General features: G+C 72.4%; 19 protein-coding genes. 16 read left to right on the top strand and 3 right to left on the bottom strand.

What is annotated here, in order from left to right:
- Nucleotides 1-2 precede the first annotated feature (2 nt).
- From ACWC97_RS02580 to ACWC97_RS02525, 12 genes are all read left to right on the top strand, one after another.
- Entirely contained in the window at nucleotides 3-806 is an 804-nt protein-coding gene (locus ACWC97_RS02580) for an MlaE family ABC transporter permease (protein WP_352274746.1), read from the top strand.
- Nucleotides 806-2119 carry an MCE family protein gene (locus ACWC97_RS02575; protein ID WP_450646956.1) on the top strand — a complete coding sequence of 438 codons (1314 nt, stop codon included), beginning with the start codon at nucleotides 806-808 and terminating at the stop codon, nucleotides 2117-2119. Before ACWC97_RS02580 ends, ACWC97_RS02575 begins: the two co-directional genes overlap by 1 nt.
- Nucleotides 2116-3147, top strand: a complete 1032-nt coding sequence (locus ACWC97_RS02570; RefSeq protein ID WP_385208953.1) for an MCE family protein — start codon at nucleotides 2116-2118, stop codon at nucleotides 3145-3147. The genes ACWC97_RS02575 and ACWC97_RS02570 overlap by 4 nt, the downstream gene beginning before the upstream one ends.
- Nucleotides 3144-4163: an MCE family protein gene (locus tag ACWC97_RS02565; protein WP_385208956.1), complete on the top strand. Its 1020-nt coding sequence runs from the start codon at nucleotides 3144-3146 to the stop codon at nucleotides 4161-4163. Before ACWC97_RS02570 ends, ACWC97_RS02565 begins: the two co-directional genes overlap by 4 nt.
- 1 nt (nucleotide 4164) lies before the next feature.
- Nucleotides 4165-5274 carry an MCE family protein gene (locus ACWC97_RS02560; RefSeq protein WP_450646954.1) on the top strand — a complete coding sequence of 370 codons (1110 nt, stop codon included), beginning with the start codon at nucleotides 4165-4167 and terminating at the stop codon, nucleotides 5272-5274.
- Entirely contained in the window at nucleotides 5271-6413 is a 1143-nt protein-coding gene (locus ACWC97_RS02555; RefSeq protein WP_352274741.1) for an MCE family protein, read from the top strand. Before ACWC97_RS02560 ends, ACWC97_RS02555 begins: the two co-directional genes overlap by 4 nt.
- Nucleotides 6410-7672: an MlaD family protein gene (locus ACWC97_RS02550; RefSeq protein WP_352274740.1), complete on the top strand. Its 1263-nt coding sequence runs from the start codon at nucleotides 6410-6412 to the stop codon at nucleotides 7670-7672. Before ACWC97_RS02555 ends, ACWC97_RS02550 begins: the two co-directional genes overlap by 4 nt.
- Nucleotides 7669-8190, top strand: coding sequence for a hypothetical protein (locus tag ACWC97_RS02545; protein WP_352274739.1), 522 nt, complete (start codon nucleotides 7669-7671; stop codon nucleotides 8188-8190). Before ACWC97_RS02550 ends, ACWC97_RS02545 begins: the two co-directional genes overlap by 4 nt.
- Nucleotides 8187-8864, top strand: coding sequence for a hypothetical protein (locus tag ACWC97_RS02540; protein ID WP_450646951.1), 678 nt, complete (start codon nucleotides 8187-8189; stop codon nucleotides 8862-8864). Before ACWC97_RS02545 ends, ACWC97_RS02540 begins: the two co-directional genes overlap by 4 nt.
- An 88-nt stretch (nucleotides 8865-8952) precedes the next feature.
- Nucleotides 8953-9450, top strand: coding sequence for a hypothetical protein (locus tag ACWC97_RS02535; protein ID WP_366298244.1), 498 nt, complete (start codon nucleotides 8953-8955; stop codon nucleotides 9448-9450).
- Between the two features lie 40 nt (nucleotides 9451-9490).
- Nucleotides 9491-10264, top strand: a complete 774-nt coding sequence (locus ACWC97_RS02530) for a hypothetical protein (protein WP_352274737.1) — start codon at nucleotides 9491-9493, stop codon at nucleotides 10262-10264.
- A gap of 31 nt (nucleotides 10265-10295) precedes the next feature.
- On the top strand, nucleotides 10296-11513 hold the full coding sequence (locus ACWC97_RS02525) for a lytic transglycosylase domain-containing protein (RefSeq protein ID WP_352274736.1): 1218 nt from the start codon (nucleotides 10296-10298) through the stop codon (nucleotides 11511-11513).
- Here the strand turns inward: ACWC97_RS02525 and ACWC97_RS02520 are convergent.
- Nucleotides 11496-12563, bottom strand: coding sequence for an ATP-dependent DNA ligase (locus tag ACWC97_RS02520; protein WP_352274735.1), 1068 nt, complete (start codon nucleotides 12561-12563; stop codon nucleotides 11496-11498). The genes ACWC97_RS02525 and ACWC97_RS02520 overlap by 18 nt on opposite strands.
- A 97-nt stretch (nucleotides 12564-12660) precedes the next feature.
- On the opposite strand from ACWC97_RS02520, the gene ligD reads away from it, so the two are divergent.
- Together ligD and ACWC97_RS02510 are read left to right on the top strand one after the other, a co-directional pair.
- Nucleotides 12661-13671, top strand: a complete 1011-nt coding sequence (gene ligD, locus ACWC97_RS02515) for a non-homologous end-joining DNA ligase (RefSeq protein ID WP_352274830.1) — start codon at nucleotides 12661-12663, stop codon at nucleotides 13669-13671.
- Complete coding sequence (locus ACWC97_RS02510) at nucleotides 13668-14747, top strand: ABC transporter permease (RefSeq protein WP_450646948.1); 1080 nt, start codon at nucleotides 13668-13670, stop codon at nucleotides 14745-14747. The genes ligD and ACWC97_RS02510 overlap by 4 nt, the downstream gene beginning before the upstream one ends.
- On the opposite strand, the gene ACWC97_RS02505 is transcribed toward ACWC97_RS02510, so the two are convergent.
- Together ACWC97_RS02505 and ACWC97_RS02500 are read right to left on the bottom strand one after the other, a co-directional pair.
- The gene (locus tag ACWC97_RS02505; protein WP_450646946.1) at nucleotides 14748-17036 is read right to left on the bottom strand and encodes a DEAD/DEAH box helicase; all 2289 of its coding nucleotides are present in this window, start codon (nucleotides 17034-17036) and stop codon (nucleotides 14748-14750) included.
- Between the two features lie 102 nt (nucleotides 17037-17138).
- Nucleotides 17139-17921, bottom strand: coding sequence for an IclR family transcriptional regulator (locus tag ACWC97_RS02500; protein WP_352274732.1), 783 nt, complete (start codon nucleotides 17919-17921; stop codon nucleotides 17139-17141).
- Between the two features lie 216 nt (nucleotides 17922-18137).
- Here ACWC97_RS02500 and ACWC97_RS02495 point away from each other — a divergent pair, with 216 nt between their 5' ends.
- Nucleotides 18138-18248: a putative leader peptide gene (locus tag ACWC97_RS02495; RefSeq protein ID WP_366298210.1), complete on the top strand. Its 111-nt coding sequence runs from the start codon at nucleotides 18138-18140 to the stop codon at nucleotides 18246-18248.
- Between the two features lie 167 nt (nucleotides 18249-18415).
- Nucleotides 18416-19438, top strand: a complete 1023-nt coding sequence (locus ACWC97_RS02490) for an ABC transporter substrate-binding protein (protein WP_352274730.1) — start codon at nucleotides 18416-18418, stop codon at nucleotides 19436-19438.

Genomic DNA, 19438 nt, shown 5'->3' with positions numbered 1-19438 from the left:
CGATGTCGATGCTCAGCTGGCTCGACCGATCCGGCGAACAACTCACGTTCTACGTCCGCGCGCTGATCTGGATCCCCCGGACCCTGCGCCGCTATCTGCGCGAGGTCCAGCGGCTGCTGGCCGAGGTGGCCTTCGGCAGCGGCGGGCTCGGTGTCATCGGCGGCACCATCGGTGTGATGGTCGCGATGACCCTCTTCACCGGCACCGTCGTCGGACTCCAGGGGTACGCGGCCCTCGACCAGATCGGCACCTCCGCCTTCACCGGCTTCATCTCCGCCTACTTCAACACCCGCGAGATTGCCCCGCTCGTCGCCGGGCTCGCGCTCTCCGCGACCGTGGGCGCCGGGTTCACCGCCCAGCTCGGCGCGATGCGGATCAACGAGGAGGTCGACGCCCTGGAGGCGATGGGGATCCGGTCCATGCCGTACCTCGTCTCCACCCGGATCATCGCCGGGGTCGTCGCGATCGTCCCGCTCTACGCGGTCGGGCTGCTCTCCTCGTACCTCGCCTCCCGCCTGGTCACCGTCCTGTTCAACGGGCAGTCGGCGGGCACCTACGACCACTACTTCAATCTCTTCCTCTCCCCGGACGACGTGCTGCTGTCGGTGCTCAAGGTGCTGATCTTCAGCGTGATGGTGATCCTCGCCCACTGCTACTACGGCTTCCACGCCACCGGCGGACCCGCCGGGGTGGGCGTCGCGGTGGGGCGGTCGGTCCGCAACGCCATCGTGCTGATCAGCGTCACCGACTTCTTCCTCTCGCTCGCGATCTGGGGCGCGACCACGACGGTGAAGGTGGCCGGCTGATGATCTCCCACAGCACGCAGACCGTACGCCGCAGACTCGCCGGAGTCGCCTTCCTCCTCGTGCCCGCCGTACTCGTCTGGGTCTCGGTCTCGGTGTACCGGAAGGACTTCACCGACGACGCGACCGTGACCGTACGCACCTCCAGCGTCGGCAACGAGATGCACGACAACGCCGACGTGAAGCTGCGCGGCGTCGTCGTCGGGCAGGTCCGCCACATCGCCGCCGACGGGGACGGGGCCCGGCTCACCCTCGCCATCGACCCCGGCAAGCTCGGCCGGATCCCGTCCGACGTGACCGCCCAGATGCTGCCCACCACGCTCTTCGGGGAACGGTTCGTCGCCCTCGTCCCGTCGGCCACGCCGTCCACCGAGCCGCTGCGGGCCGGGGCGGTCATCCCGCAGGACCGGTCCAGCAACGCGATCGAGCTGGAGGAAGTGCTCGACAACGTGCTGCCGCTGCTGACCGCCGTCAAACCGGAGAAGCTCGCCGCCACCCTCGGCGCCGTCTCCCAGGCGCTCCAGGGGCGCGGCGAGAAGCTCGGCGACACCCTCGCCACCCTCGACGCCCACCTGGCCAGGTTCAACCCCCAACTGCCCACGCTCAACGACGACATCAAGGAACTCGTCAAGGTGTCCAAGGTGTACGGGGACGCCGCCCCCGACGTCCTCGACGCGCTCACCGACTTCACCACGACCAGCGGCACCCTCGCCGAACAGGAGGCGCAGCTCGCCGGTCTCTACGGCTCCACGACCGCCTCCGCCCGCGACCTGACCTCCTTCCTCCAGGAGAACAAGGACAACCTCATCCGGCTCTCCGCCACCGGCAGGCCGACGCTGGAGACGCTCGCCCGGTACTCGTCCTCGTTCCCCTGCACCCTGCGGACCCTGGCCGGATTCGTCCCGGCCATGGACAAGGCGCTCGGCAAGGGCACCGACCGGCCCGGGCTCCACGTCACCGTCAAACCGGTCGCGTCGAAGGGCAAGTACGTGCCCGGCCGGGACACCCCGGTCTACAACGCCACCGGCGGACCGCACTGCTACTCCGTGCCCTACATGGGCAAGGCCGCGCCGACCGCCGACGCCCGCACCGCGAGTCCGGTCACCGCGCCCGGCACCGAGGACGCCGACCGCCCGGCCGGCACCGCTCCCTCGGCCGCGAAGTCCGGACTCGGCATGCCCAACTCCCCGCAGGAGAGCCGGCTCGTCAACGAGCTGGTCGCTCCCTCACTGAAAGTCCAGCCGCAGACCCTGCCCGACTGGAGCAGCGTGCTCATCGGTCCGGCCTTCCGCGGTGCGGAGGTGAAGCTCAAGTGAAGCGCCGCTCTCTCGCCGGCCCCCTCACCAAGTCGATCGTCTTCGTCCTGGTGACCGTGGTGGCCACCAGCGTGCTGGCCCTGTCCATCGCCAACACCAGCGTCGGCGACACCACCACCTACCGGGCCCGGTTCACCGACGTCACCGGACTGGTCGTCGGCGACAGCATCCGGATCGCCGGCGTCAAGGTGGGACAGGTCGAGTCCATCGAGGTCGCCGACAAGCGACTGGCCGAGGTCGCCTTCGCCGTACGCAAGGGGCGCAAGCTCCCCGCCTCGGTGACCGCCTCGATCAAGTACCTCAACATGGTCGGCCAGCGGTACATCGACCTCGACCAGGGGGCCGGACCGGTCGGCCGGAGCTTCGCCGCCGGGGCGACCATCCCGGTCTCCCGCACCACCCCCGCGCTCGACCTGACCCAGCTCTTCAACGGCTTCCAGCCCCTGTTCGAAGGTCTCTCCCCGCCCGACGTGAACCAGCTGGCGGGCTCCATCGTCCAGGTGCTCCAGGGCGAGGGCGGAACCGTCGACAGCATCCTCCAGCACGTCGGTTCGCTGACCGGAACGGTCGCCGCGAAGGACAAGGTGATCGGCGAGGTGATCAAGAACCTCAACACGGTCCTGAAGACCGTCAACGACCGTGAGGCGGGCTTCGACGACCTCGTCGACACGCTCCAGCAGCTCGTCACCGGCTTCGCCGGCGACCGCAAGCCGCTCGGCCGGGCCGTCACCGCGATGGGCGCGCTCACCACCGTCACCGCGGACCTGCTCGAGGACGGGCGCGCTCCCCTCAAGCAGGACATCAGACAGCTCGGACGGCTCTCCGGCCAGCTGGAGAAGGGCACGCCGCAGATCGAGAACTTCCTGGCGAAGACCCCGGCGAAGATGAACGCGATCACCCGGCTCACCTCCTACGGCTCCTGGCTCAACCTCTACCTCTGCGAGGCCCGGGTGAGCGGAGTGACCACCGAGGACGGCAGCACCCCGCCCACCGGCATCGAGGTCAGGAAGCCGAGGTGCCAGGGATGAGGATCAAACCCGTACGGGAACGCAACCCCGTGGCCGTCGCCGTCGTGGGACTGCTCGTCCTCGCCCTCGTCGGCCTGGGCGCCTACCGCGTCGACGCGCTGCCGTTCATCGGCGGCGGCACCACCTACAGCGCCGACTTCACCGAATCGGCCGGACTCTCCGAGGGCGACGAGGTACGGGTCGCCGGGGTGAAGGTCGGCGAGGTCACCGGTGTCGCGCTGGACGGCCCCAAGGTGAAGGTCAGCTTCAAGGTCAAGGACGTCTGGATCGGCAACTCCTCCACCGTCGGCATCGCCATCAAGACCCTGCTCGGCGAGAAGTACCTCGCCGTCGACCCGCTGGGCGACGCCGCGCAGGACCCGGACGAACGCATCCGGGCCAGCCGCACCACCTCCCCGTACGACGTCACCCAGGCGTTCAACGGGCTCGGCGAGACCATCGGCGAGATCGACACCGCGCAGCTCGCCAAGAGCTTCGAGACGATCTCCGCCACCTTCAAGGACTCCCCGCCGGACGTGAAGAGCGCCGCCGAAGGGCTCTCCGCCCTCTCGAAGACGGTCTCCGAGCGCGACGCCCAGCTCGCCACCCTCCTCAAGGGCAGCAAGCAGCTCACCAAGACGCTCGCCCGCAAGAAGAGCAGCTTCGAGACCCTCCTGGAGGACGGCAACCTGCTCCTCGGCGAGATCCAGGCCCGCCGCGACGCCATCCACCAGCTGCTCACCGGCACCCGGAACCTCGGCACCCAGCTCACCGGACTGGTCCGGGACAACGACAAGCAGCTGAAGCCGACCCTGGACTCGCTCGGCCGGGTCACCGCCGTACTGGTCAAGAACCGCAAGAGCCTCGACAAGGTGCTCTCGCTGGCCGGCTCGTACAGCCGGCTCGTCGGCAACACCCTCGGCAGCGGCCGCTGGTTCGACAACTACGTCTGCGGAGTCGTCCCGAAGGAGTACGTGCCCGCGGGCACACCCGCCGGGGCCGAGTGCAAGCCACCCAAGCAGCAAGGCGGCCGCTGACATGAGAATGAAGCGCATCGTCGGCATCGGCGCCGGACTCGCCGTGGTGGCCGTGGCCGCCACCACCGGGGTCCTGGCCATGGATGACGAGGGAACGACCATCACCGCCTACTTCGACCAGGCCACCGGTGTGTACGCCGGGTCCGACCTGCGCGTCCTCGGCGTGCGGGTCGGCACGGTCGAGTCGGTCACCCCCCGCGGCAAGGAGGTCAGGGTCACCCTCCGCCTCGACAAGGGCGTCAAGGTCCCCAAGGACGCGCACGCCGTCGTCGTCGCGCCCAGCCTGGTCGCCGACCGCTACGTCCAGCTCGCCCCCGCCTACGACGGCGGCCCGGAGCTGGCGGACGACGCCGTACTGCCCGCCGCCGGCAACGCCACCCCCATCGAGGTGGACCAGCTGTACGACTCCATCACCGAGCTCTCCAAGTCCCTCGGCCCGGACGGTGCCAACGCCGACGGGGCGCTCACCGACCTGCTCGACACCGGGGCCAAGAACCTCGACGGCAACGGCGCGGCCATCGGCGACTCCATCGAACAGTTCGGCAAGGCCACCAAGACCCTCGACAAGAGCAGCGGCAACCTCTTCGACACCCTGTCCTACCTCCAGTCCTTCACCACCATGCTGAAGGAGAACGACGGCAACGTCCGCGACGCCGAACAGCAGCTCAACTCCGTCACCGGCTTCCTCGCCGACGACAAGGAGAACCTCGGCGCCGCACTGAAGGAACTGGGCACCGCGCTCGCCCAGGTCAAGGGATTCATTCAGAAGAACCGCGGCGCGCTCAAGAAGAACGTCGAGGCCCTCGTGCCGATCACCCAGAGCCTGGTCGACCAGCGGGCCTCGCTCGCCGAGGCGATGGACACCCTGCCGCTCGCCGCGGGCAACGTCCTCAACGCCTACGACCCGGCCAACCGCACCCTCAACGGCCGCACCAACCTCAACGAGCTGTCCATGGGCGGACCGCTCACCGAGAGCCCCGGGCTCGCCGGCCTCGCACCGGTGGACACCGCACGCCAGAAGGCGCTGCCCGGCCTGCCGCTGCCCGCCGTCGGCACCGTCTACGGCACCCCGGCGAAGACCGAAACGCAGAAGAAGGGGGCGAACCGATGAGCCCAGCGCTGCGCAGACCCGGAGCCCGTACCACCGGGGTCGCCGCCCTGCTGGCGGTGGGCGTCGGCCTCGCCCTCGTCGTCGCCAACTCCGGCCTGCCCACGTTCACCGGCATCGACCAGCTCCCGCTGCCCGGCGGCGCCGACCTCGGCGACCACCCGTACGAGATCACCGCCGAGTTCGCGGACGTGCTCAGCCTCGCCCCGCAGGCCTCGGTGAAGGTCAACGACGTCGCCGTCGGCCGGGTCACCAGGATCTCGCTCTCCTCGGACAGCTGGAACGCCAAGGTCACCATGCGGGTCAACGGCAAGGTCGAACTGCCCGCGAACGCCTACGCCCACCTGGAGCAGTCCAGCCTCCTCGGCGAGAAGTACGTCCAGCTCTCCGCCCCCGCCAACGGCGCCGCGCCGGCCCACCTCGCCGACGGGGACCGCATCCCGCTGGCCCGCACCAACCGCAACCCCGAGGTCGAAGAGGTCTTCGGCGCCCTGTCGATGCTCCTCAACGGCGGCGGCGTCAACCAGCTCAAGACCATCACCACCGAACTCAACAAGGCGCTCTCGGGCCGCGAACCCGAGGTCCGGTCCATGCTCCGCCGGGTCGACACCCTCGTGACCAACCTGGACGACCACAAGAAGGACATCACCGACGCCCTCGACGGGGTGAACCGGCTCTCCGCCACCCTCGCCACCCGCAAACAGGACGTCGGCACGGTCCTCACCGGACTCAGCCCCGGCCTCAAGGTGCTGGAGAAGCAGCGCGGTTCGCTCCTCACCATGCTCCGGTCGCTCGACACCCTCTCCGACGTCGCCGTCGACACGATCGACAAGAGCAAGGCCGACATGATCGCCGACCTCAAGGCCCTCGCGCCAAGCCTCAAGGCGCTCGCCGACTCCGGCCGCGACCTGCCCGACTCCCTCCAGGTGCTGCTCACCTACCCGTTCACGGACGAGGTGCTGCGCGGAGTGAAGGGCGACTACCTCAACGTCTACCTGGATGTGACGGCCATGCCCGGCACACAGATCGTCCCGTCGCTGATCCCGGCAGAGGCACCGAAGAGCGGGGCCGCCACCACGCGTTCCCTGCCCCTGCCGCTCCCCGCGATCCCGACCGCGGGCACCGACGGGAGCAGCCGATGATCACTCTCGCCATCCGGCTCAAGAACATCTCGTTCCTGATCATCGCCGTGCTCGTGCTCGGCTTCCTCGGGGTGCGGTACGCCGACCTCGGCCACTACGTCGGCCTGCGCAGCTACTACACCGTCAAGGTCCAACTCCCGCGCACCGGCGGGCTCTACACCCACTCCAACGTGACCTACCGGGGCGTCTCGGTGGGCCGGGTCGGCCCCATCGAGCTGACCGACGACGGCGTCGAGGCCGAACTGCGCATCGAGAAGGACGCGCCGAGGATCCCGGACGGGCTGAAGGCCGTGGTCGCCAGCCTCTCCGCCGTCGGCGAGCAGTACGTCGACCTGCGGCCCACCCGCGTCGGCGGCCCGTACCTGGCGGACGGCTCGGTCATCGACCAGGCCGACACCACCGTGCCCGCCCCCGTCACCAACGTCCTCACCAGCGTCAACGACCTGGCGGGCTCGGTGAACCTGGAATCCCTGCGCACGGTCGTCGACGAGTTCGGCACCGCGTTCGAGGGGCGCGGCGACGACCTCCAGGTACTGCTCGACACCAGCAGCGACTTCGTCCAGGCGGCGGACAAGGCACTGCCCACCACCACCAGGCTGATGGCCGACGGCCGGACCGTGCTGCGCACCCAGGCCGAACAGGGCGAGGCGCTCAGGGGCTTCGCCTCCGGTGCCGAGGAACTCGCCGCCCAGCTCAAGAGCTCCGACACCGATCTGCGCAGGCTGATCGCGGCCGCCCCCGACGCCACCGGGCAGATCAGCGGACTGCTGCGGGACGTCGACCCGGCCTTCGGTGTCGTCGTCGCCAACCTCCTCACCACCTCCGAGGTGGCCGTCACCCGCCAGCGCGGTCTGGAGGAGCTCCTGGTCAAGCTGCCCGCGGTCGCCGCGGCCGGGTCCAGCGCGATCGACGAGAACGGCGCCCGGTTCGGGATGTCCGTCACCTTCTTCGAACCCCTGCCGTGCACCGCCGGATACGGCGGCACGACCTACCGGGCCGGCCTGGACACCACCGCCGGACCGCCCGTCAACACCAAGGCCCGCTGCACCTCCTCACCCGGCACCGGCATCAACGTGCGCGGCAGCGCCAACGCCCCGAAGGGCGGCGCCGTCCCCGAGCCCGCCAAGCCCGGATCGATGCTGCTGGGCGACCGGGAAGCGGGCCGGCTCCCCGGCGCGCTCGGCGTCACCGGCCGGGCCCCGCGCGGCGGCGACGCCATGGCGGGACTCCTGGGCCTCGGTCAGGAGGGCGGCCGATGACCCCCCGCGGGAAGAGCCTGACCGGCTGGATGGTGCTGCTGGTCGCCGCGGCGGTCTGCGCGCTCGGCGGCTGGTCGTACCTGGGGGCGCGCGGTGACGAGAACCTGGCCTACGCGAAGAGCCGGGACGCCGCGCTGGCCGACGGCAAGCACCGCCTCGCCCTGCTCAACAGCCTCGACGCCAAGGACGCCCGGAGCGTGGACGCCGGCCTCGGCGCCTGGCTCGACTCCGCGACCGGTCCGCTCCACGACCGGCTCGGACGCACCCGGGGCGAGGACGCGAAGGAGCTGACCAAGGCCGGTGCCACCGCCCGCGGGAAGGTCACCGACGCCGCGCTCACGGCGCTCGACGAGCGGGCCGGAACCGCCGAGATGATCGCGACCGTCGACGTCGAGGTCACCCCGCGCACCGGGCAGCCGGGCACCGAGCGCAAGCGCTTCGAGGCCACGCTGGCCCGGACCCCGGACGGCTGGAAGATCAAGGCCCTCACGGCGATCCCGGTCGGGGGCGGCGCATGAACGAACGGGGAGGGACGGCGGTCGTGAGCACCGACACCGACGCGGAGGCCCGGGAGACCGGGACGGACGAGAGCGCGGGGACGACCGGAGCGGACCGGAGCGCCGAGGGGACCGGGGCGGACCCCGGCACCGAGGGGACCGGGGCCGCGCCGGAGCCGGCGCGGGCGGCCCCCGCCCGGCGGTGGCCGCGCGTCGTCGCGGCGGTCCTCTCCGTCGTGCTGCTGGTGGCCGGCGGGGTGCTGTTCGCCCAGGGCCGTGCCCTGCGTGACACCCCCGCCACCGCGAACCACGCGCTGACCGACAGTGAGGCGACCACCCGGGTGGCGGGCGATGTCAGCAACGCGCTCGGCAAGGTCTTCTCGTACAGCCCGCAGGCCACCGGCGTCACCAAGGAGTCGGCGAAGCAACTGCTGGCGGGCAAGGCGCTCCAGCAGTACGCGGCCCTGTTCGGCCAGGTCGAGAAGCAGGCCGCCGACCAGAAGCTGACCCTCACCACCCACGTCGTACGCGCCGGGGTCACCCGGCTGACGGACGACAGCGCGCACCTGCTGGTCTTCCTCGACCAGGTCTACGAGCGCGCGGGAAAGCCCGCCACCACGGCGGCGGCCCAGCTCTCCGTCACCGCGCAACTGCGCGACGGGCGCTGGACCGTGGTCGAGATCACCGCCAGATAGCAGCGTCCGCGCGACTCGGTACGCAACGGCCGGCAGAGCAGAAGAGAGACAGCACATGGCACGGGTACGGAAGACGAGGAACCCGCTGATGGTGGCGGCGGTCGTCCTGACGGTCGCGGCGACCGGCGCGGCGGCCTGGGGCGGGGTGTCCTGGTACGGCGCCGCGCACGACGACTCGGCCGCCTACGCACAGGCCCGCGACGCGGCGCTGGCGGCGGGGGAGCAGGCCGTGCAGAACATGAACACCCTCGACCACCGGAAGCTGGAGAAGGGCCTCGACAGCTGGGAGGACTCCACCACCGGCGACCTGCACCAGCAACTCGTCGACGGGCGGTCCGCGTTCATCAAGCAGATCCAGGAGGCGAAGACGGTCAGCACGGCCCAGATCCTCTCCGGGGCGGTGACCGAACTCGACGACCGGGCGGGCAAGGCCGGGGTGATGGTGGCCCTGCGGGTCACCGTGACGGCGCCGAAGGGCAAGCCCGCGGTGAAGGAGAGCCGGATGCTCGGCAAGCTCACCCGGACCTCCGAGGGGTGGAAGCTCAGCGCCCTCGGCCAGGCGCCCGTCGGCAACACCGCCGGCTGACGCCACCGAACCCCACCCCGCCACCGAGAGGATCCCGGACATGTCGACGACCCGTCACCTCGTCAACCGCCAGCGCCGGCTGGCCACCGTCGCGGCGGAGCGCACCGCCGCCCCGGAACGCGCGCCCGCCGCCCCCGGGGAGCCGGACGCCGCGGCTGCGGTGAAGGACGCCCCCGCCGGTGAATCCGCCGACTCCGAGGGCTCCGACGTACCCGAGAGTTCCGACGAACCCGAGAACTCCGAGGAGAAGGACGCCGCGGCCGCCGACGGACGGTCGACGAAGGCACCGCGGACCACCGGCCTGCGGGAGCGGCTGCCCGTCGTCCTCTGCGCCCTGACCGTGCTGCTCGGAGCCTTCGCCGCCTGGGCGTTCGGCTCGGCCGCCGATCTGCGCGACGACCCGTCCCGGCAGAACACCGCCCTCACCGACATCGCCCGCACCAGCGAGGTGAAGGGTCAGATCGCCGACGCCGTCGGCGCGGTGTTCTCGTACAACTACGCCGCGCCGGAGCGCTCCGAGGAGGCCGCCGCCGGACATCTGGTCGGCAAGGCGGTGCAGCAGCACAAGGACATGCTGGCCCAGGTCCGGGCGCAGGGGCAGAAGCAGAAGCTGGTGCTGACCACGACCGTCACCGACAGCGGGGTGGAGCTGCTCGACGGCGACCGGGCCCGACTGCTGATCTTCGCCGACCAGAGCAACACCCGTACCGGCGCGTCCGACGAGACCACCTACGCCGCCGCCATGTTCGCCGTGGACGCGGTCCGCCGGGGCGGCACCTGGCGGATCTCCTCCATCGACACGTTCACCCGCTGACCCGGCGACCCGGGGGAAGAGAGGGGCACGCATGAGGATCAACGGCACGATGCGCCGCGGACTCGGCGGCACGGCCGTCGCGGTCGCCGCGGTGGCCGCGCTCACCGCGTCCCAGGCACCGGGACTCGCGAGCCAGCGGACGAAGCCGGACAAGACCCGGGAGACGGACGAGGTCACGTGGACGCAGGTGCCCAACGACGACTCGTACCACACCGAACTCCCGCCGCTGGCCTCGCCGAAGCCGCCCGGGCCCGGGGCGAAGCAGAGCCCGGTCGCCGTCCGCGCCTGGGCCGAGGCGGGCATCCCCGCCACCGTGCTCGCCGCCTACCGCAAGGCGGAGAGCGACCTCGCGCGGACCGCCCCCGGCTGCCGACTGCCGTGGCAGCTGCTCGCGGCGATCGGCAAGGTCGAGTCCGGCCACGCGGGCGGCGGACGGGTGGACGCGCGGGGCACCACCCTCACCCCGATCCTCGGCCCGGTCCTCAACGGTGACGGCTTCGCCCGCATCCCCGACACCGACAACGGACGGTACGACGGCGACCGCGGTTACGACCGGGCGGTCGGCCCGATGCAGTTCATCCCCTCCACCTGGGCCCACTGGGGCAAGGACGGCAACGGCGACGGCCGCAGCGACCCGAACAACGTCTTCGACGCCGCGCTCGCCGCCGGGTCCTACCTCTGCGCCGGTTCGCGGGATCTGTCGGTCAAGGCGGACCTGGACCGGGCGGTCCTCAGCTACAACCACTCGGACACCTATCTGCGCACCGTGCTGTCCTGGCTGGATTTCTACCGCAAGGGCATCCACCCGGTGGCCGACGGCAAGGGCGTCGTCCCCAAGAGCCCCGGCGCGGGCGGACCGAACAAGCCGAAGCACCCGGTCGGCGGCCCCGGCGCCCCGGACGGCGGCATCATCGTCGGCCCGCAGCCCTCCGGCTCGCCCCACCCCTCCGGCTCGGCCACCCCGAAGCCCTCCGGCTCGCCGACCACCTCCCCGTCCGCCCCCGGCTCCCCGGACCCCACCGACCCGGGCAGCGGCTCGCCCGACCCCACCGACAGCGGCTCGGCGAGCCCGGACCCCGGCGGGAGCCCCGACCCCGGCACCCCGGAGCCCACCCCCACCTGCCCGACGGACCCGGCGACCCCGGATCCCGGTGACACGACCACGCCCGAGCCGGACCCGACGGCGAGCGACGATCCGTGTGCCACCCCGACCGACCCGGCGTCCACCGGTTCAGCCGCCACCGGCTGACAGCACCTCGGCCAGGTCGTACCGCACCACCTCCTCCAGCTGCGCGTAGGTGCAACTGGCGGGGGTGCGGTCCGGCCGCCACCGGCGGAACCGGGCGGTGTGCCGGAACCGGTCGCCCTCCATGTGCTCGTACGCCACCTCGCAGACCCGCTCCGGGCGCAGCGGCACCCAGGACTGGTCCTTCTTCCCCGACCAGCGGCTCGGCGCCCCCGGCAGCCGGGCCCGCTCGTGCGCCCCGGAGTCCTCCCAGGCCGCCCACGGATGGCCGTCGAAGCCGGTGCGCAGCGGCTCCAGCTCGGCGACCAGTTCCGCGCGCCGCTTCATCGGGAACGCCGAGCAGACCCCCACGTGCTGGAGGACGCCCTCGGAGTCGTACAGCCCGAGCAGCAGCGAGCCGACGACCGGGCCGCTCTTGTGGAGCCGGTACCCGGCCACCACGCAGTCGGCGGTGCGCTCGTGCTTGATCTTGTACATCACCCGGACGTCCGGGCGGTACGGCAGGCCGAGCGGCTTGGCCACCACGCCGTCCAGCCCGGCGCCCTCGTACCGCTCGAACCATTCGAGGGCGATGTCCCGGTCGGTGGTGGCCGGGGCCAGATGGACCGGGGGAGCGGCCCCGGACAGCGCCGCCACCAGCACGGCGCGCCGGTCGGCCTGCGGGGTGGCGAGCAGCGACTCGTCCCCCACCGCCAGCACGTCGAAGGCGATCAGACTGGCCGGGTTCCGTTCGGCGAGCAGCCGTACCCGGGACGCCGCCGGGTGGATGCGCTCGCTGAGCCGGTCGAAGTCCAGCCGCCCGTCGTGGGCGACCACGATCTCGCCGTCGATCACGCAGCGCGGCGGCAGGTTGTCCCGTACGGCGGTGACCAGCTCGGGGAAGTAGCGGGTCAGCGGCTTGCCGGTGCGGCTGCCGATCACGACCTCGTCGCCGTCCCGGTGCACGATCGCCCGGAACCCGTCCCACTTGGCCTCGTACTGCATACCCGGCGGGATCGTGGCCACGGCCTTGGCGAGCATCGGCTTCACGGGCGGCATCACCGGCAGGTCCATGGCCCGATCCTCCCGTACGACCTGCCGCGTGTCGCCCGATATGCGGCATAGGTGAGCCCGGCCTACCGTGACCGTCATGGGCGCAGCGGTGAAGGCAGTGGAACTCGACGTCGACGGGCGGGCCGTGCGGCTCTCCAACCCGGACAAGGTCTACTTCCCGGAGAAGGGCTACACCAAGAGGGACGTGGCCGAGTACTTCCTGGCCGTGGCCCCCGGCATCACCCGCGCCCTGCGCGACCGCCCCACCACGCTCCAGCGCTTTGTGGACGGGATCGAGGGCGAATTCTTCTACCAGAAACGCGCCCCGAAGAACCTGCCCGACTGGATTCCCACCGCACGCATCGCCTTCCCCAGCGGCCGTACCGCCGACGAGATCTGCCCCACCGAACCGGCCGCCGTCCTCTGGGCGGCCAACCTCGGCACCCTCACCTTCCACCCCTGGCCGGTCCGCTCCGCCGACACCGACCACCCCGACGAACTCCGCATCGACCTCGACCCGCAGCCCGGCACGGATTACGCCGACGCGGTGCGCGCCGCCCACGAACTGCGGTCCGTCCTGGACGACCACGGGCTGCGCGGCTGGCCCAAGACCTCCGGCGGCCGGGGCCTGCACGTCTTCGTGCCGATCGCCCCGAAATGGACGTTCACCGAGGTCAGACGGGCCACCATCGCCGCCGGGCGGGAACTGGAACGGCGGATGCCGGACCGGGTGACCACGGCCTGGTGGAAGGAGGAACGCGGCGAGCGGATCTTCGTGGACTACAACCAGACGGCCCGCGACCGCACCATCGCCTCCGCCTACTCGGTACGCCCCCGCCCCCACGCCCCGGTCTCCGCCCCGCTGCGCTGGGAGGAGATCGACGACGCCGAACCGCGCGACTTCGACATCCGGACCATGCCCGGGCGCTACGCGGACGTGGGCGACGTCCACGCCGACATGGACGAGCACGCCTTCCGGCTGGACGCGCTGCTGGAGCTGGCCGACCGCGACGGACACGAACGGGGCCTGGGCGACCTGCCCTATCCGCCGGAGTACCCGAAGATGCCGGGCGAGCCCAAACGCGTCCAGCCGAGCCGGGCCCGGCACGACGGGGACGCCACGCAATGAGCGCCCCCGACCTGGGACCCACCTCCCCGCACGGGGCGCACGGCAGGCCGGCGGGCCGGGCGGAGAAGTGGGCCGCGTTCAAGAAGTCGCCGTACTTCCCCGCCACCGTCCTGGTGTTCATCGTCGCCGCGGCCGCCGGTCTCTTCGCGGGCTCCTACACGTACGCGATGGCCAACCCGACCCCGCACACGATCCCGGTCGCGGTGGTCAGCGACACCGGTCAGGGCAGGGGGCAGGAGTTCGTCGCGGGGATGGACGAGGCACTCGACACCTCGCTCGACGTCCATGTCTTCGCGACCCGGGACCGGGCCCGCCACGCGCTGGAGGAGCAGGAGGTCTTCGCGATCATGCGGGCCACCGACCGCGGCGTGTCGCTGGACGTCGCGAGCGCCTCCGGGGCCACCGTCGCCGAACTGCTCACCCAGTCCGCGGTGAAGGTGGCCAAGGAGATCGGCGAACCGGTGGCGGTGAAGGACATCAAACCGCTCCAGCCGGGCGACCCGCGCGGCCTCGCCCTCTTCTACATCTCGCTCGCCGCCGTCATCGTCGGCTTCGTCGGAGCGATCCAGCTCAGCGTGCACGCCCGGAGCCTGATCCCGCTGGAACGGATCGCCTTCACCGTCGCCTACTCCCTGCTCGGCGGTTTCGTGATCGCCGCGGTGGTCGACTGGCTGCTGGGCGCGGTGGACCTGCCGTTCGTCGAGTCCTGGCTGATCCTGGCCTTCACGATGTTCACCAGCGGCATGGTCTTCACCATGTTCAACACCCTGATGGGACGCTGGGCGATGATCCCGACCTGGGGCCTCATGGTCCTGCTGGGCAACCCGTCGTCCGGCGGCGCGGTCTCCTGGCCGCTGCTTCCCTCCCCGCTCGGGTACATCGGGCGCTGGCTGCCGCCCGGCGCCTCCGTCAACGCCCAGCACAGCGCCGTCTACTACCAGGGGCACCAGCGGCTCTTCCCGTTCCTGGTGCTCGGGGCCTGGGCGCTGGTCTCCTGCACGGTGTTCTGGGTGTGGCGCCACCGGCACCCCGGCGGCCGCGACCGGATGCCCCGGCACGCGGCCACAACCGGCTGATCAGGCCGGGCCCACCGGATCCGCCGCGTCCGTATCAGCCACGTCCGCGTCCGCCCCGTCCGCTTCCGCCTCGCCCGTGTCGGCCGTGAACTCCCCGTCCGTACCCGCCGCACCGGTCACCAGGCGCTGCTGCTCCTCCTCCACGATCCGCCGGGCCAGCGTCCCGTCCGACACGTCCACCGCGTCGGGCGTCGTCTCGGCGACGTCGCTGCGCCGCGCGTAGAGGTCGAACAGGCGCTCCTTGCGGGCCAGGATGTCGAGCATCCGCTGGTCGACGCTGTCCGTCGCGAGGAGCCGGTGCACCCGGACCGTCCGTATCTGGCCCATCCGATGGGCTCGGGCCACCGCCTGGTGCTCCATCGTCGGCTTGATCTGCGGCTCGCAGAGGATGACCACCGAGGCCGCCTGCATGTTCAGCCCGACCCCGCCCGCCTGGATCTGGCTGAGCAGCACGGCGTGGCCGTCCGTCGCGGTGAAGTCGTCGATCAGCCGCTGCCGCCCGGCGGCCGCGAGCCGCCCCGACAGCGGGCCGAACACCGGCGAGTCCAGCGCCTGTCCGACCGTGTCGAGCACCTCGCGGAAGTACGAGAACACCACCACCTTCAGCCCGCCCTCCGAGGCCTCGGCCACCAGCTCCCGCAGCCGGTGCAGCTTCGCCGACGTCTCCGGACAGGCGTACGCGGCCCGGCGCATCCGCATGAAATGCCCGGCCCGCACCGCCGCGCGGTAGACCTCCAGGTCCTCCGGGCCGAACTCCTCCCACTCGTCGACCTGTACCAGCGCGGGCAGCTCGGTCAGCACGTCCACCTGGTTGCGGCGCAGATAGGCCGGGGCCACCGCCCGGCGGAAGGCGAGCGAACCGGCGGCGCCGTGCGTGACGCGTATCGAGGGGGCCAGCTCCGGCTGGAGGTGCCGGACCAGGCTGCGGAACTCCTCGACCCGGTTCTCCATGGGCGTACCGGTCAGGAACAGCACCCGTTCGGTGTGCTGCGTCCAGCCGGAGACGGCCTGGGCGCGGCGGGTGGCGGGGTTCTTGACGTAGTGCGCCTCGTCGACCACCAGCATGCCGGGGCGCAGACCGCACCCCGCCGCGTCGGGCAGGGTGTGCAGCGCGTCGAACGTGGTGAGGGCGACCCCGCCGCCCTCGCGCCACGCGTCGAAGGCGGCCCGCCGCTCGGGGCCGTGCACCGGCAGGGTGCGCAGCGTGGAGCGGGCGCGGACCTCCCGCACCCAGTTGATCAGCACACTGGCCGGGCAGACCACCAGGAAGTGCGTCTCGCCGCGCGCCGAGAGGTGGGCGAGCGCGGCGATGGCCTGGATCGTCTTGCCGAGCCCCATCTCGTCACCGAGGATCACCCGCTTCTGCGCGAGGGCGAACCGGGCCCCGAACGACTGGTAACCGCGCAGTGATACCCGCAACCGGGCGTCGTCCAGCTGGAGTTCGCGGACCCGCTCCGCTATTCCGGACGGCAGGAAACCCTCGGCCGCGTCCCGGTCGGGGCTGAGGCCGGACAGCTCGGCGAGCAGGCTGTAGTACTCGGCGGACCGCAGCTCGAAGTCGACCCAGGCCGCGACGTCGGACTCCCCGGCCCGCAGCAGGTCGACCGAGACCTGCGCGAACAGCAGCGACAGCTCGCACCGCTCCGCCTCGGCGACGACATCACGGACGTCGGCGACGGCCTCCAGCGCCCGGGAACGGTTCTCCCGGCCGGTGAACAGCATCCGCATCCGGCGCCGGGCCGGACCCGCGGCGACCAGCAGCGGTTCGAGCCGCCCGGCCAGCCGGCCCGCCGCGTCGACCGCCCGGCGGACGTCCGGCCCGGCATCGACCAGCCGGTGCAGGGCCATGACCAGCGCGGTCGTCGTCTCGTCCGGTTCCTCCACGGAGATCCGGACCGCGACCGTCTCCCGTACCGCGTGGGCGATCTGCCCGGCCGCGGCCAGTGCCTGGGCGGCGGTCTGCGAACCGACCCCGGGGATCTGCTGCAGCTCGTACCGCCCGGCGGCGTGTACCTGGCCCACGGTCGTGAAACCGGCCTGGTCGAACGCGCCGATCCGCAGCCGGCCCTCGGTGACGTCCTTCAGCCGGGACACCGGGATCACGGCCAGCTCCCGGCCGACCAGGCCGTCGAGGAGCGGGTCCAGCACCTTGCGCACGGCGTCCACGGCGCCGGTGTGGTCGGCCAGGACGGTGCGGGCGGACGCCAGCAGCACATCGGCCCGCTCCAGCAGCTCCCGGGCGGCCCGCCCGGTGGGCGCCGCCTCCTCCACGACCCCGGCCTGTGTCATCCACGTCCCTCTGTCCGCGCAGCCCGGCTGCCGTCCCCCGCCCGGTCCGGTCCCTCCCCGGACGGCTCCTATCGTGCCACGCGGCACCGACAGCCCCCCTGCTCAGGGCGCGGGCGGACGGCGCTCGGCCGGAGGGAGCAGCAGCACCTCCAGAGCCCGTGCGCAGGACCGGGCCCGCTCCAGGAACCAGTCGGCGCGCTCGTCGGTGATCACCGACGGGGTGGCCCGGAGCGCCAGCGCGAACCGGGCGTGCCCGGCGACGTCGAGCACCGGGACCGCCAGGGTCCGCACCCCGTGCGCCGACTCGCCGTCGTTGACCGCGTACCCCTCGGCCCGCACCCGCGCCAACTCGGCCTCCAGCGCCGCTGGTTCGACGATCGTACGGTCGGTGAAGGCCGGCAGCGGGGGCAGTGAGGCGGGTCCGCCCTCGCCCGGCCGGGCCCAGGCCAGCAGGACCTTGCCGAGCGCGGTGGAGTGCAGCGGCCTGCGCAGCCCCGTCCTCGGGGTGACCGAACCGCCCGCGACGATCACCGCGTGCGGGCCGCTGCGCAGGGCCAGATCGGCGGTGGCCCCGGTCCGCCCGGCGAGATCGGCGAGCTCGGGAGCGGCCAGATGCAGACCGCGCTGGTGGTACGAGAGCCTGCCCAGCTCGGTCACCGCGGGGCCCAGCCGGTAGCGGGACGTCCGGGCGTCCTGCTCCAGGAAGCCCGCGCCGAGCAGCGTACGGGCCAGCCGGTGCGCCGTGGAGCCGGAGAGGCCGAGGCGGCGGGCGAGGTCCGAGGCGCTGAGATCGGGGCCGTTGTCATGGAAGCAGTGCAGGACGTCCAAGGCCCGCCGCACGGCCTGCGCGCCGCCGGGGGCACGCGTCGTCGCGTCCTCGGCCATGTCGGTTCACTCTCCGCTCGTCGGGTGCCGCGGCCGGGTCCCGGGGGCCGTGACCGGGCCGAAGGTGCCACATTACGGGAGCCGGAGTCGTGCGGAACGGGGTGCCGAAACACCGCGTTCATACCGAATCCCACATCATGGGAAGCGAGTTGTGGGGCCGTCCCGGCGCGTGGCAGTCTCGGCACGTCAGCCCGACGAACGGAAGGGAGCAGTGCCATGGCCGACCGCCGAACCGCGGACCGTGTCCACGCCGCTCCGGTCCCGCTCGCCCTGACGCTGCGCCGCCACATCGACCTGGCACGGGTCGCCAGCGCCGCCTGTCGCTGACACCCCGCGGCTCCTCCTCTCCGCGCCTCGCGCCCTTCCTGCCCTCGTCGCCCCTGCCGTGCTCCGGTGCGACGGGGTGCCCGCCGTACCCGGTGACCGGGCCCCGGAGTTGATCCGGTGCACCCCGGCACCCTCCTTCCGCCGCACCGACCCCTCGGGAAGATCCCATGACGCCTGCCGTCCTGCCTTCGACGCTCTGGTTCACCCGCTGTCCCGTCCCCACCGCGACCGGCATCGCCGCCGACCGCGGCTGGCTCACCGAGGAGTTCGCCCCCGACGGCATCACCGTCCGCTCCCTCCAGGACAACGCCCCCGGCACCGACCCGGCCGCCCACTTCACGCATGCCCTGCCCGGCCTCTTCCGCGAGGGCGGCAACGTCCCCGCGCTGTGGGCCCGGTCACGCGGCGAACGGACCCGGCTCATCGGCCTGACCTGGATCGAGGAACGGCAGACCGTCCTCGTCCGCCCCGGCTCCGGCATCCGGGGCGCCGAGTCCCTGCGCGGGCTGCGGCTCGCCGCCCCCGTCCACGCCATCGCCATCGACTTCTGGCGGGCCATGGCCCTGCGCGGCTTCGACGGCGCGCTCGCCGCCGCCGGGCTCACCCCGGACGACGCCGCGTTCGTCGACGTACCCGCCGCCGGACACCGGGGCCAGTGGGCCGCCGAACTGGCGGCGCTGCGCCGGGGCGAGGTCGACGCCGTGTACGTGAAGGGCGCCCGGGCCGTCGAGGCCGCCCGGCGCGCGGGTGCGGAGGTCGCCGTCGAACTCGACGACCTGCCCGGCCGCTTCCGCGTCAACAACGGCACCCCGCGCCCCATCACCGTCCACCAGGAACTCCTCGACGCGCACCCCGGACTCGTCGACCGCTTCCTCGCCGTCCTGCTCAGGGCCGCCGACTGGGCCGCCGGACAGCCCGCCGAGGTCGCCCGCATCCTCGGCGCCGAGACCGGTGCGGGCGCCGAAGGAGTCGCCGGGGCCTACCGGCCTGGCACCCACCTCGCCCTGCGCCCCGGCCTCGCCCCGGACCGGCTGGCCCTGCTCGCCGAACAGGAGGCCGCCCTGCGCGCCCACGGATTCCTGCCCGAACCCGTCGACGTCACCGCCTGGGCCGACCCCGAACCGCTGCGCCGCGCCACCGCGTCGGCCACCGCCGCCCGCCCCGACCCCGTGAGGACCCCCTCCCCGTGA

It is taken from the genome of Streptomyces sp. NPDC001108 (assembly GCF_053598535.1).
Note: the sequence above shows the minus strand (reverse complement) of the source record. Positions and strands in the feature narration are given on the sequence as shown.